General features: G+C 37.3%; 14 protein-coding genes and 1 other annotated feature. Of the genes, 1 reads left to right on the forward strand and 13 read right to left on the reverse strand.

Annotation, left to right across the window (positions count from 1 at the left end):
- Positions 1–147: 147 nt before the first annotated feature.
- The 10 genes from VEI_RS06055 to infC all read right to left on the reverse strand — a co-directional run bounded on the left by VEI_RS06055 (position 148) and on the right by infC (position 6,513).
- Positions 148–1,026: a GIY-YIG nuclease family protein gene (locus tag VEI_RS06055; RefSeq protein WP_059363282.1), complete on the reverse strand. Its 879-nt coding sequence runs from the start codon at positions 1,024–1,026 to the stop codon at positions 148–150.
- A gap of 185 nt (positions 1,027–1,211) precedes the next feature.
- Positions 1,212–1,742 carry a hypothetical protein gene (locus tag VEI_RS06060; protein WP_059363285.1) on the reverse strand — a complete coding sequence of 177 codons (531 nt, stop codon included), beginning with the start codon at positions 1,740–1,742 and terminating at the stop codon, positions 1,212–1,214.
- Between the two features lie 105 nt (positions 1,743–1,847).
- Positions 1,848–2,222, reverse strand: coding sequence for a hypothetical protein (locus VEI_RS06065; protein ID WP_059363286.1), 375 nt, complete (start codon positions 2,220–2,222; stop codon positions 1,848–1,850).
- On the reverse strand, positions 2,212–3,054 hold the full coding sequence (locus VEI_RS06070) for a BRO family protein (RefSeq protein ID WP_059363289.1): 843 nt from the start codon (positions 3,052–3,054) through the stop codon (positions 2,212–2,214). The genes VEI_RS06065 and VEI_RS06070 overlap by 11 nt, the downstream gene beginning before the upstream one ends.
- A gap of 450 nt (positions 3,055–3,504) precedes the next feature.
- Entirely contained in the window at positions 3,505–4,050 is a 546-nt protein-coding gene (locus tag VEI_RS06080; RefSeq protein WP_059363293.1) for a hypothetical protein, read from the reverse strand.
- A gap of 155 nt (positions 4,051–4,205) precedes the next feature.
- Positions 4,206–4,508, reverse strand: a complete 303-nt coding sequence (locus VEI_RS06085) for a DUF6693 family protein (RefSeq protein ID WP_059363294.1) — start codon at positions 4,506–4,508, stop codon at positions 4,206–4,208.
- Between the two features lie 99 nt (positions 4,509–4,607).
- Positions 4,608–5,204, reverse strand: coding sequence for a hypothetical protein (locus VEI_RS06090; protein ID WP_223209336.1), 597 nt, complete (start codon positions 5,202–5,204; stop codon positions 4,608–4,610).
- A gap of 173 nt (positions 5,205–5,377) precedes the next feature.
- Positions 5,378–5,728, reverse strand: a complete 351-nt coding sequence (gene rplT, locus VEI_RS06095; protein ID WP_059363296.1) for a 50S ribosomal protein L20 — start codon at positions 5,726–5,728, stop codon at positions 5,378–5,380.
- A gap of 47 nt (positions 5,729–5,775) precedes the next feature.
- Positions 5,776–5,973 carry a 50S ribosomal protein L35 gene (gene rpmI, locus VEI_RS06100; protein WP_004696338.1) on the reverse strand — a complete coding sequence of 66 codons (198 nt, stop codon included), beginning with the start codon at positions 5,971–5,973 and terminating at the stop codon, positions 5,776–5,778.
- A 21-nt stretch (positions 5,974–5,994) separates the two neighbouring features.
- Positions 5,995–6,513, reverse strand: a complete 519-nt coding sequence (gene infC, locus VEI_RS06105; protein ID WP_059363479.1) for a translation initiation factor IF-3 — start codon at positions 6,511–6,513, stop codon at positions 5,995–5,997.
- A 341-nt stretch (positions 6,514–6,854) separates the two neighbouring features.
- Here infC and VEI_RS06110 point away from each other — a divergent pair, with 341 nt between their 5' ends.
- Positions 6,855–8,375, forward strand: a complete 1,521-nt coding sequence (locus VEI_RS06110; protein WP_059363299.1) for a DASS family sodium-coupled anion symporter — start codon at positions 6,855–6,857, stop codon at positions 8,373–8,375.
- A 76-nt stretch (positions 8,376–8,451) separates the two neighbouring features.
- On the opposite strand, the gene VEI_RS06115 is transcribed toward VEI_RS06110, so the two are convergent.
- The 3 genes from VEI_RS06115 to VEI_RS06125 all read right to left on the reverse strand — a co-directional run bounded on the left by VEI_RS06115 (position 8,452) and on the right by VEI_RS06125 (position 13,260).
- Positions 8,452–9,657: an MFS transporter gene (locus tag VEI_RS06115; RefSeq protein ID WP_059363305.1), complete on the reverse strand. Its 1,206-nt coding sequence runs from the start codon at positions 9,655–9,657 to the stop codon at positions 8,452–8,454.
- A gap of 216 nt (positions 9,658–9,873) precedes the next feature.
- Positions 9,874–11,784: a threonine--tRNA ligase gene (gene thrS / locus VEI_RS06120; RefSeq protein WP_059363307.1), complete on the reverse strand. Its 1,911-nt coding sequence runs from the start codon at positions 11,782–11,784 to the stop codon at positions 9,874–9,876.
- 72 nt (positions 11,785–11,856) lie between these two features.
- Positions 11,857–12,088: a binding site (T-box leader), on the reverse strand.
- Between the two features lie 179 nt (positions 12,089–12,267).
- Positions 12,268–13,260 carry a hypothetical protein gene (locus tag VEI_RS06125; protein WP_059363309.1) on the reverse strand — a complete coding sequence of 331 codons (993 nt, stop codon included), beginning with the start codon at positions 13,258–13,260 and terminating at the stop codon, positions 12,268–12,270.
- Positions 13,261–13,292 lie beyond the last annotated feature (32 nt).

Consider the following 13,292-nt stretch of genomic DNA (forward strand, 5'->3'; position numbering starts at 1 on the left):
GTCACCTCTTTCTTTAGTATATTATTTTCATCTCATATTTATTTTTGCATTTAAAAAAATTACACTGCATATCTTTTAATTAAAGTATACAGTGTAATTCATATAAAAGCAAATGTAATTTGTAATTTTTAAAAATGCAACTTTAGTTTAAATAGTATTGTTTCTATTTCGTATTTCTTTTAAATTAACGCCTTCTTTATTTTTCCAAAGAATTAATCCATTTGCGGTCTGACCAATTAAAAACATAGCTGCGGTAGAAGGACTATTAAATAAAATATCTTCCGTTATACAATTATCATTATCTTTTTTTGCTGTTTTCCGACGTAACTTAAGTGATTCAGATATAGTTTGAGCAGTCTTATGAGAAACTTTACTTCCCTTTAGAAGTAAAAAACCTTCATTAGTTTCTTTAGCATAACCAGTAATCACTTCACTTCCAACTTTTTGAGTCATAGTATATATTACATCACCATCACTGCGACTCGATTCTGCCAACTCATCAATTGGTGTTAACACTTTCTTACCTAATAATCCTATAGGCAGCTTTGAAAACTCTATATACGCTAGTAACTCACTAACTTTTTCTTCAGTTACATTTCCAAGAGTTGGTTCATTTTCATTAAAGACCTTATATCGATTGATTTCTTTAATCAATTTATAGTAATGATTCTCCAAGAAATTTAAATCAGTAGGACCAAAACTATCATTCGATGTTGTTAATACTACAGCTTCTGTCCAAAAGTCCTTACTACTATCTATATCATGTTCTCTTAAGCGCTGTAAAACCCCATCATCATTTTTTCGAATTCCAGCCTGACCAATATATACCAATGGTTCATTATTATCATCCATACCAAATAACATATAGATTGCACTTTGATGTAATGCGTTGATTTCTTTAGATTCATCTAATAAAGATCTAGGAATTTTATAAACTAATCCGGTCCAATTAGCCAAAGTACACTTAATACGACCAGTAACCTCTCCATCTAATAAAAATAAATTTACATTCTGTCCCTTTACCATATATATGCTCTCCTATTTATTATGTGTAATTTTCTTGAATAACAAGTCTCACATAAAATATCTTCATTTAGCTCTCATTTTACTACAATAATAGCCACATATAAACACTTTACTACAGTAATAGTGAAATATGTGGCAAAAATAAAACATCTTCAAAAATCAGGGAACATCATATTCTTTTTACGCTAAATTACAACAAACCAATATATCCCATAAATTGCACTCAATATAGACAATGCACATAGTACTTCATCCATATATTCCGGCAATAACTTAATACGATATACATCAAGATATCTATATATAACTTTTACAGGAACATTCTTTGTAAATATAGATACAAAATAAAGATAAAACTCACAAGTACTTTCTACTGCATCTATAAAGGCTAGAATCATAATGACAATAAGTAAATAATACATAAAAACTGGCATACTTATTGTTTGAATGATTAAATAAAAACCTACTGCGTTAATAAGGTTAAATATAAAGATGCCTAGACTAACAAGCGATATAATAACTCTTTTAATTTCAGGTATGGCATTAGCAAAAACTATAAATCGATTGGACTCAACATAATCTTCCATATCCTCATTAATAGCATCTTCATCATCACTTTTAATTGGCCACCATGTAAAATCAACAGGACCACGGTATAACCGAACTACTAGCCAGAGTATAAAATACAATAATACTAATCCTGTGTAATATTCCATAATACAATACCTCCCATGAATCATATATAAATAAAATACCACATCATACGGGACAAAAAATTCCTATATGATGTGGTATTATTTTCTTTACGATCTACTCTATCACTATATATTCAATGTAATACTACTTTTAGGATTCTTCAATTTTGGAAAGCCATATGCTTCCAACGCATGTAAAATCTTTTGAATATTTTCTTTGATACTATCTTTAGAAACAGGTATAGAACTCACGATATATATAATGCCATCCACTTTTGCAGGATAAATACTTACAACACAATCTTGGCTATGTATGATTCGAAGTAGATATACATCATAGATAGACTCAACATAAAAATCAAACTCCTGATTTTCATGTATTACATCAGGTATATCGTGTACTGGTGCTACTGTACAATCAGATATCAGAAAAGAATCTTCATCAAAATGTACTCTACAATTACGCTTTCGTTTCATCCGTTCAAATCGTTCATCTATCATGTTTCATCACATCACTAATTAGTCGCCCCAAGTCTATAGCATTTTTAGATGTAATAACAGGTTTGCCAGTTCTAGCTTCAATAGACTTACGTGCATCACCAGCAATAGAACCACCATCTTGAGCAACTTGTTTATTCTCGTCTAATCCTTGAGGATTAGTTGCCTCCGCAATATCCTTTGTAGCCGTTTCAGCTAACATATTTAAGATAAGTTCTGTAGTAGACATATTATCTCGTAGATTCTCTTTTTTTAGCCCTTTAAAGTCTTTATATTCTCTAGTCGTCATTCCAGACCAAGCTTTAGAGATTTCATTCGTTAGGATAGCATATTCATTGCCCGTTTTAACCCCATGATCTTGCCAAGTATCGGTTAATTCTTTACGAACCTGAATGGCCTGTAATCGTTGATTAATCCATTCTCGGCTATATCCTTTTCTAGCATATCCTTCTAGGGCCCTATCTATAGTTAGCTCTGGGTCAATTATCTCATCAATACGCTCTTTACCAACTTCAGCCAACCACATTTTAAACGGTTCCGCTTTAGGAGAAGGCACAGATTGGATTATACGAAAAATACCTTGCATATCAGCTACATCAGTCTTATATGACTTACCATCTGTCGACTTAAGTTTCAGTTGTCGACAAAATGTCGACAACTCACTTCGTTCTTCTTCTGACATACGTTTTTTCACACGATACCAATAGTCACGCGGATTATTGCTTTCAGTCAGAGAACCTATCACATCAACCACACTAAAATACCACTCTTCCCTTTCATTATCCCACACAGAACGAATTTGACTACCTTCAAACATCTTTACATCATCACTCATACATCTTCCTCCTCTCTTTAAACACAAATATATGTTCTATATTATTATCTATAGTATACGCCTTTTAGCATAAGAAATAAAGATATTTTTAGCTTCCCTTACATTATCATATTTTGTTTGACATATTGTAGTACAATATAAATATAGAAACTAGGAGGTGATTACTATGAAATTTACTAAACGTATACTCATCATGACTGCTTTAGCCGTGACTGCTGTAGTGTCCACAGGATTTGCTTATGATTATGTATGCAATAATTCTCAGTACAATTGCAATACTAACACACAATACAACTGCAATAACAATGCTAACTATGCACCATGTAACAATAACAACCAAAACTATTGCGGTCCAAATTCTAATACTAGAGGATGCGGCGGATACAGAAGATAAGATATTAGACATGACAGAAGCCTATAGTACGATTTTCATACTATAGGCTTTATTTTTTAATGTATAACTAATCCCGCTATTCCCAACATCACTGCTACAACTCCCAATATAAATCCCCATGTACTAAGGAATAAATGCACCATAGAATAATGTGGATAGACTCTAATAGAATACGTCGTATAATCATCATCACTACTAATTAGATAGCGACGAATCGTACCAAATATCTTTGCAATCTGACTAGGGTTATCGTTAAATAATAGCTGATACGTCCCCGGCTTAGCATAAAATGTATAGAGCTCGAGTCGTACGTCGATTACTTTAGTCACACTAATGGGTATCAAGTTAGCTCTTAATGGGACTTCCTTTTCCGTTTCACAGTTAATAAGCTGTAGTCCAAACAGCCCTAACGGAGCTTTTTTAAACCGATTACCATTAAGCCATATATCATAGCGACCAGCTGTTTGTATAGTAAATATCCCTTTGTCCGTTCTATAAGGCATATCATGTATGGCCGTTATCGTATACACTTTCACAATATGCTTAATGCTCAGTACGAGTAACAACAGTCCTAGGGGAATCATCAGTCCGAAAACATACAATATAATGCCACCTTTATTACGAATTCATGCGATTAAAGTATTCAATGGATTGTGGAGGAAATTCAATATAGGTTGTTCCATTAGAATAACCTCCCCATTGCAAGGTATGTACCTCACACTAGAGAGCCTAATGACATTATTCATTTACATACCTATTAATCAGCAAAGTGTGTATGTTTAACGCGCCAATGTGTCATTTTATTAAACAACCAGAAGCCATAGATACCAAAAGTAATGAATGTTAACAGTAACCATTTAATATAATTACCGAATAGTTGTGAACCTGTTCCATCAAAACGTAGGCGTCTGCCATCGATAATGGTATTGCGGCAAACCCAACTTTGGAACATCACTTCCACCCAAGGGAATGCTAATCCAAACGTAAATATAGTTACTAAAGATGCTATAATGCTATAACCGATATACTCAATCACAGATCCTTCAAATCTTGATTCCATAGTTCTACCTTCTACTTTCTTCTTACAAATTAAAATATATACGAGGTCTATTATACAATAATTATTAAGTTTATTCAGCTTCTACAATAAAATAATGATTTATATTTTTGTACCAGTAAGTACTGCTAATATAATCCCTCCTACAAAGCTAAAGAATCCTAGCATAATTAACCAAGTGCATAGGAATAATAGTATAGTGGGTTTATTCTTATAGATTTGTATGGAGAACTGTGTATAATCAACGGCCTTTTTGCTCATCACTTTACCTAGAGCACCTGAAACTGTATCTAATAGAGATGGATCGTTCGTAAGTGATAAGGTATAGCTGCCAGCATTAGCACTAAAGGTGTATAATTCTATTCTAGAGTTTGTAAAGCCATTTACCCTAGTTCTCATGATGGATGGCATTATAGAAATACGCTTTCCTGTCTGTTCATTAACGATAGCAAAACCAAATTCCCCAATAGGTGCTTTAGTAAACATTTTGCCACTAAGCCAAATACCATATGTCCCACTTTCATCTAGCTGAAAGTTGCCCTCTTTATTCACATAGGGCATTTCAAACAACATCTTAGATTTAGCAAAGCGAAGTGTGTATTTAATGCCATTGTACAAAAGAAAAAGCCCTAATGGTATCAATAGGTAAGGTAGGTATTCCATGTATTGCATATATTCCATGTGTTCTATGTGTTCCATGTCTCTCTCCTTTTAACACAATACAACATAATTCTAGTAAGTCTCCCTTAACTAGATTTCTAGATGGCACTAGGAATCTAAGGTGACTAGTACATATAGATACACTATATCATACTTTCACCATACAAAAAAGGACCCTCATTAGAGAGCCCTTAGTGTATTATATTATGCTATTAAGCGTTTTTAGCTACTTCAACAAGTTTAGCGAATGCTACTGCATCGTTAACTGCCAAGTCAGCCAACATTTTACGGTTAACTTCAACGCCTGCTTTAGTCAAACCAGCGATGAAACGGCTATAAGTTGTACCATTGATGCGAGCCGCTGCGTTAATACGAGCGATCCACAATTGACGGAATTCGCGTTTTTTCGCACGACGGTCACGACGAGCGTAGTACAACGCTTTCATTACTGTTTCGTTAGCTTTTTTGAACAAACGGGAACGTGTACCGCGGTAACCTTTAGCTAATTTTAAAATCTTTTTATGACGTGCATGAGCTGTAACGCCCTTTTTCACTCTTGCCATTGTATATTCCTCCTAAATTACGATGTTGTCGATTTAATAATTAACGATTAAGCGTATGGTAAGCATTTAGCTACGCGTTTGTGGTCAGCTTTTGCAACCAATGTAGCTTTACGTAAATTACGTTTACGAGCTGGAGATTTTTTCTCAAGAATGTGGCTTTTGAAAGCTTTTGCACGCTTGAATTCACCAGTACCAGTTACTGCGAAACGTTTAGCCGCTGCGCGACGAGTTTTAATTTTTGGCATAATTATAATCCTCCCAAAACATTATTTACTTACTAAAATCATGGTCATGTTACGACCTTCTAATTTAGCTGCTTTTTCAATAGACGCTGTTTCTTTGAGTTCTTCAGCGAAACGTGTCAACACTGCCATGCCTAATTCAGGATGTGAAAGTTCACGACCGCGGAACATGATAGTTACCTTTACTTTGTTACCTTCACCCAAGAATTTGGATGCGTTTTTCATTTTTACGTAAAAGTCATGGTCTTCAATATGTGGACGTAACTTAACTTCTTTTAAAGTTACGGTTTTTTGTTTCTTTTTCGCTTCTTTCTCGCGTTTTTGTTGTTCATAACGATATTTACCGTAGTTCATAATACGAGCTACCGGTGGTTTAGCGTTAGGTGCAATTTCCACAAGATCAAGATGCTTTTCTTCAGCCAATGCCAACGCCTCACGGCCAGACATGATACCGATTTGTTCGTTTTCAGGACCTACTACACGAAGTTCACGAGCACGAATCTCTTCATTAATGCGTGGTGTATCCTTGCTAATAGCGTTCACCTCCAAGAGAATAAAAAAAACGGATGGCAAACACCATCCGAATAGAGTTCTCTATATTAACCTCATACTTCTTGGTATTAGGTGAGTGGCGGATGGCCTCTGCTTCATAAATTACTTAATTATAATAACAAATAGAATTGTGAAAGTCAAGAACAATCTTAATAACTTTCAGCAAAACTATATATTTTTATAACTACTGTAGTATAACAAAAATTCTTGTCCTTGTACACTCTTTATTATATCGACAAATTTATATATATCATTATATAATAATAGTAGTTATAAATTATTTTTATGTTATTATTCTTTGTATTTATAGTATATTCTAAGGAGGTTTTATTATGAGTGCAACAAATAGTACTCTCCCACCTAAAGCACCATCTAATCAAGCCCCGCAAAAGGCTCGTACAACGGTGCAAAATATCGGTCTTATTCTTGCCTTTATCGTACTAGGCGCTATTTTATTAGTACCAACACCTGAAACATTATCTACAGGTGGTCATCGCATGATTGGAGTCCTCGCATTCGCCATCATCTTGTGGATGACGTCGGCTGTATCCTATCCTGTAAGTGCGACCATGATTACAGCACTCACAGCATTGCTATTAGGTTTCTCACCAAATCCAGAGGCACCAGCCAAAGCAATGGGCACAGCTAATGCTTTGAAATTGATTATTTCGGGTTATTCGGCCCCTGCCATGATCCTCGTTGGTGCGGCTATGTTTATCTCTGTAGCTATGCGTAAAACGGGACTTGATCGCCGCATTGCGATGCTTGTATTATCTAGCGTAGGCACTAAGGTGAGCCGCATTTATTTAGGCGTTATTATCACTGGTCTCATCCTCGCCTTCTTCGTACCGAGTGCCACAGCACGTATCGCCTGCTTAGCCCCAATTATTATTGGTATTGTTGAGAACTTAGGTATTGAACGTAAAAGCCGCGTTGCAGCCCTCCTGATGGTAGGTGCTGTCCAAGCAGATACGTTCTGGAACATCATGATTCAAACAGCGGCAGCTCAAAACCTTGTAGCGGTAGGTTTCATGCAAACCCAAATGAAAAGTGCCGTAAGTTGGATTGACTGGCTCATGGCAGCGGCTCCATTCTCCATCATTATGGTTATTATTACGTACTTCTTAACACAAGCTTTCATTAAACCAGAGTTCAAGGAACTCATTGGCGGTGATGTACAGCTCGCTAAGATGCGCCAAGAAATCGGGCCTATGAGCACTGATGAAAAAAAACTATTATGTATCTCCATTATGCTCCTTGCTTTATGGGCAACAGGTGGTAAATTACATTCCATCGATACTACAACTACAACAATTGTAGCTGTCGCATTATTCTTCCTTCCTAAAATAGGGATTATGGACTGGAAATTTGCTCAACCAAATATCGATTGGGGTTCCATCGTTATGTTTGGTGCTGGTATTGGTCTTGGCTCCGTATTACTAAAAACAAAAGCAGCTACTTGGCTCGCTCAAGTATTCGTGAATGCATTCTCCCTTGAAACAGCCAGCGTATTCTTATTAATTGCGGTTATGGCTGCATTCCTTATTCTAATTCACCTAGGCTTTGCATCTGCTACAGCCCTCTCCTCTGCTATGATTCCAATCGTTATTTCTATCGTTATGGGACATAACGCAGAAGGCCTTAACCCATTAGGCGTAACAATGCTCATGCAATACGCCATCTGCTTTGGCCTAGTACTACCTGTAAACTCACCACAAGGTATGGTGGCTTACGGTACAGACACATTCGACGTAAAAACATTTATGACTACTGGTATTCCATTGACTATTATTGGCTATGTAATGATGCTCGTATTTGCTCTTACATATTGGCACTGGATTGGAATCGCATAATACTATACTTTCATAACAATCATATATAAACCAAAAGGCTCTGTCAGAAGACAGAGCCTTTTCGATATTCACTATATTATTCTAATTCCTTACCTTTAAGTTCAGGGATTAAGAATAGGGTTGCAAGAATATCAAGTACGTAGATAATAGCTAGGAATGCAATTGCTACTTGGAAGGAGTACATAGAGATAATCATGCCTACTACCATTGGGCTAAAGCCACCTACAGCACGACCGATATTAAATAGTACGTTTTGAGCCGTTGCACGAGCAGTTGTTGGGTAGGCTTCTGCCATCAAGGCACCGTAGCCACCCATCATACCATTTACAGAGGCGCCTAAAATAGCACCGGCAAATAGCATGGCAGTTGGATCAGATAGTTGAGAATAGATTAAAATAGATGCTACAGCACAGACTTGGAATAGGATGAATGTAGGTTTACGACCTATTTTATCAGCTAAGCGACCAAATAACCAAATACCTACCATCATGCCACAAACAGTAACCGCTGTCCACAAACCGGATTTTGTAAGAGAGAAGCCTAATTGCTTACTTAAGAAATTAGGTAACCAAATCATAATACCGTAATACCCAAAGTTTTGAACAGATGTTAAAATAGCAACACCAATAGATGTCTTTGTAGTTCTTACATCTTTTACTAATAACTTGAAAGAGTTTGTATGTGAATGCTCTTTATCTTCTTTACTTTGTACAAAGATTTCTGGTTCATGTAGTTTCGCACGGAATACCCAAGCAACTAGTGCTGGAATAATGCCAACCATAAACATACCACGCCATCCAATGATAGGAATGAGTAATGGTGTTAACAAGGCAGCAGCCAACACGCCTAATTGCCAACCAAGAGCAACATAGCTTGTCGCTTTTGCACGATGTTGTGCAGGCCAAGCTTCAGCAGCGAGTGCCATACCAATACCAAATTCACCACCTAAACCAATACCGGCTATTGTACGGTAAATTAGAAGATCCCAATACCCTTGAGCAAAAGCACAGAGACCAGTAAATACTGCAAATAGCACGATAGTCCAAGTCAATACGCGAACGCGACCAAATTTATCTGACAAAGTACCGAAGATGAAACCACCAAGTACGGCACCAACCAAGGTCCACGTCACCAAAGAACCTGCTTGACCAGTGGTCAAGCCTAAATCTCCAGAAATCAAGGTTAGCATAAAACCTAAAATCAAGAGATCAAAACCATCCATGGCATAACCAACGGAAGAACTAACGACGGCTTTCCAGCCATATGAATTTACTTCTTTCATAGTATTTCCTTTCGCTACTCACAGGTAACAATTAAAGAGATAGCCCCCACTATACAAATGACTAACTCCTAGACTTAAGTCTAATGAAAGGCTTTAGTATATGGGGGCTAAATTTATATCTGTTTATTTTGATGCATATAAGAAATTAGATTATAACAATTTCAAACATGACAACTCATCCATCAATAATATTGATGGATGAGTCATAATAGTCAATTAGTTGCGTTCTTTGATTTCGATTTTAATAGCATTGAAGAATTCTTCGAATGGTACGGAACCCAATTCGTCACCGCCGTGTTTACGAACGTTAACTGTGCCTTCTTCAACTTCTTTATCGCCTACCACAAGCATGTATGGAACTTTTGCCATTTGTGCTTGGCGGATTTTATAGCCAATTTTTTCGCTACGATCATCCACTTCTACACGTACATAGTCGCGATGCATTTGTTTTGCCAATTCTTTAGCATATTCAACATGTTTTTCAGAGATAGGCAAAAGTTTAACTTGTACAGGAGCCATCCAAGTTGGGAACGCACCTGCATAGTGTTCAGTTAAGATGCCGATAAAACGTTCCATGGAGCCGAAGCATGCACGGTGAATCATGATAGGACGATGTTTTTGACCATCTTCGCCAACGTATTCAATTTGGAAGCGTTCAGGCAAGTTCATATCTAATTGAATAGTACCACATTGCCATGTACGGCCCAAGGAGTCTTCGATATGGTAGTCAAGTTTAGGACCATAGAATGCGCCATCGCCAGGATTGATTACGTAAGGAATACCTTTGGCTTCGATAGCATTGCGCAATGCTTCTGTAGCTGCTTCCCAAATTGCATCATCCCCCATTGCATTGTCTGGTTTAGTGGACAATTCAACATGGTATTTTAAACCGAATTGGCTATAAATGCGGTCGAATAATTCGATAACTTTCATCAATTCAGATTGCATTTGATTTGGCAACATGAATACGTGAGCATCGTCTTGTGTGAAAGCACGTACGCGGAATAAGCCATGCAACGCACCGGATAATTCATGACGGTGTACTAAACCAAGTTCAGCATAACGCAATGGGAAGTCACGGTAGGAATGCATATCGTTTTGGTACACCAAGATACCACCTGGGCAGTTCATTGGTTTAATTGCATATTCTTCTTCGTCGATGATTGTAGTGTACATATTTTCACGGTAATGGAACCAGTGACCAGATGTTTCCCACAATTGTTTGTTCAAAATGATTGGTGTACGAATTTCTTCGTATTCAAATTCATGGTGAACTTCACGCCAGAAGTTTTCTAATTCGTTGCGAAGAGCCATACCTTTTGGTAAGAAGAATGGGAAGCCAGGACCTTCTTCTTTGATAACGAACAAACCAAGTTCTTTACCAAGTTTACGATGGTCCCGTTTAGCTGCTTCTTCAAGCATATGAAGGTATGCATCAAGTTCTTCTTTCTTTTCAAATGCTGTACCGTAAATACGTTGCAACATTTTATTCTTTTCATCGCCACGCCAGTATGCACCTGCAATGCTTTGTAATTTGAAAGCTTTTACCTTACCAGTGGATGCCACGTGAGGACCTGCACAAAGATCGATGAAGTCGCCTTGCGCATAGCAAGAGATAACAGCATCTTCAGGAAGATCTTCAATCAATTCTACCTTGTAGTCTTCGTTTTTAGATTTGAAGAACTCAATAGCTTCTTGACGAGACATTACGGATTTAGTGATAGGCAAGTTTTCTTTTACAATACGGCTCATTTCCTTTTCGATTTTACCTAAATCTTCAGGAGTCAAAGTATGTTCCATATCAATATCGTAGTAGAAACCTTTATCGATAGCAGGACCGATAGCCAATTTAGCTTCAGGCCATAAGCGTTTAACTGCTTGTGCCAAAATATGAGAAGCTGTATGGCGTAAAGTATGTTTACCGCCATCTTCTTCGAATGTTAAGAAAGCTACTTCAGAACCATCTACGAGTTCTTCGCGAAGGTCTGTTAATTCACCGTTTACGTTAGCAGCCAGTACTTTTTTAGCCAAGCTGTTAGATAGTTGTTTTACTGCTTCACCAAGAGTAGTGCCAGCAGCGTATTCCTTTGCACTACCATCAGGTAAAATGATTTTTACATCTGCCATTTTTCTTTCCTCCAATTTATAAACTAGGATAGTTGGATTTTGGTAATAAAAAAAGACCCTCTATCCCTACAAACAAGGGACGAAGATCATTCGCGGTTCCACCCTAGTTAACTACCTATACGAATATATATGTATAGTAATTCACTTCATTAAGCCCGATAACGGTGGCGGCCGTATTTGCCTACTTAGGTTCGACAAATCAGTTTAAAGGGGGTAACTCTGATATATGTGTAAGGCATTTCCAGCATCTGCCTCTCTCTGGTACACAGGGATATGAGAATCATGTCCTTTGCATCACTTTTACTCAATCATCTTATCATAGACATTAAAAAATTTCAACTATACAATAAAATCACAACAGGCCTGTACTATCTTGAAAGAGCACCATATCAGCGCACCTTCAAATGTATTACAGGCCTGTAGTATTTCTGGAGAGTGTTAAAAAATCCCACCCTCTGCGTCCAACTTTAGTTTACCACTTCATTATTTTCTTTCAAAATGAGCGGACAACATGGATCCAATCACTTTTTCAATTTTAGCATTTGTAATGTCTGGGCCTTTGAACAAGATTAACATTACATCGTCAGAGTTGTCTTGCTTAGATACCATCAATACGCCGCTACCACGAGCACCATTATCATCGTAGTCTTTTGCAACGATAACCATATTGAGGTAATGATCTTTCATGTATGTGTATACCTTGCTTTGTTTAGCAGAGTTTCCAATGCTGCTAGCCATACCCATGGCACGATTAAATACGATTGTATTTGCATTGTGTGGATTGTTGCGAAGTTGTTGTTTTTCTTCGTCATTAAGTGGCAATAGGTTCACCATCAAGGATTCACCCATGCGGCCACGGAGCATAGCGGGCATTGTTTCACGCACATCGGCCGGAATATCGGTGCTAGGATTCAACTTTAATTCTTTAGGAACAGTCATGTACAATGTGCCTTTGCTATTTTCACCTAACACAGTCTTACTGTTATCGATAGCACCCATTGTAAAAGTATCTTTAATGATTTCCATTTGTACACCCAATGGTTTTTCAGGTACGCCACGGCTAGCCACTTGGATGTCACCAGATTTTGTTTTCTTAATGGTTTCTACGGACCAAGCTGCACCTGGTTTACCTTCATCACTAGGAGAGGTCAAAGCAGCAGGCACTTCTTTAGCACCTGTGAACACATAGGTTTGGGCTGGTACGATTGTATCAGGCGCACCTGCTTTGTTGAATACAGCACCATATAATACATTTGGCACTACAGCAGAACCAATTCGTAAGTTATTGTTTTCTTGGCTTTCAACATCAAAATTGATATTGCCCGCAAAGGTTACGTCTGGATTATGGTTAATAATAACAACAGTGCCTGGTTGTGGAATCATAACAGGACCAGTTGGCGCTGCAAAAGCAGCTGTTGCCATGGATGCCCCAAGAGCAGTTAATACCAATGCGCGTTTTAATACATTACATTTCATTATTATTCTCCTAGATTCGGATAATTCTCTAC

Source organism: Veillonella tobetsuensis (genome assembly GCF_001078375.1).
Lineage (GTDB): Bacteria > Bacillota > Negativicutes > Veillonellales > Veillonellaceae > Veillonella > Veillonella tobetsuensis.

Excerpts from the sequence above, each read along its gene's own strand:
- VEI_RS06125 (WP_059363309.1), bottom strand. The coding sequence starts at position 13,260 with ATGAAATGTAATGTATTAAAACGCGCATTGGTATTAACTGCTCTTGGG.
- VEI_RS06070 (WP_059363289.1), bottom strand. The coding sequence starts at position 3,054 with ATGAGTGATGATGTAAAGATGTTTGAAGGTAGTCAAATTCGTTCTGTG.
- VEI_RS06065 (WP_059363286.1), bottom strand. The coding sequence starts at position 2,222 with ATGATAGATGAACGATTTGAACGGATGAAACGAAAGCGTAATTGTAGA.
- VEI_RS06055 (WP_059363282.1), bottom strand. The coding sequence starts at position 1,026 with ATGGTAAAGGGACAGAATGTAAATTTATTTTTATTAGATGGAGAGGTT.
- VEI_RS06060 (WP_059363285.1), bottom strand. The coding sequence starts at position 1,742 with ATGGAATATTACACAGGATTAGTATTATTGTATTTTATACTCTGGCTA.
- VEI_RS06090 (WP_223209336.1), bottom strand. The coding sequence starts at position 5,204 with ATGGAACACATAGAACACATGGAATATATGCAATACATGGAATACCTA.
- VEI_RS06110 (WP_059363299.1), top strand. The coding sequence starts at position 6,855 with ATGAGTGCAACAAATAGTACTCTCCCACCTAAAGCACCATCTAATCAA.
- thrS (WP_059363307.1), bottom strand. The coding sequence starts at position 11,784 with ATGGCAGATGTAAAAATCATTTTACCTGATGGTAGTGCAAAGGAATAC.
- rpmI (WP_004696338.1), bottom strand. The coding sequence starts at position 5,973 with ATGCCAAAAATTAAAACTCGTCGCGCAGCGGCTAAACGTTTCGCAGTA.
- VEI_RS06115 (WP_059363305.1), bottom strand. The coding sequence starts at position 9,657 with ATGAAAGAAGTAAATTCATATGGCTGGAAAGCCGTCGTTAGTTCTTCC.
- rplT (WP_059363296.1), bottom strand. The coding sequence starts at position 5,728 with ATGGCAAGAGTGAAAAAGGGCGTTACAGCTCATGCACGTCATAAAAAG.
- VEI_RS06085 (WP_059363294.1), bottom strand. The coding sequence starts at position 4,508 with ATGGAATCAAGATTTGAAGGATCTGTGATTGAGTATATCGGTTATAGC.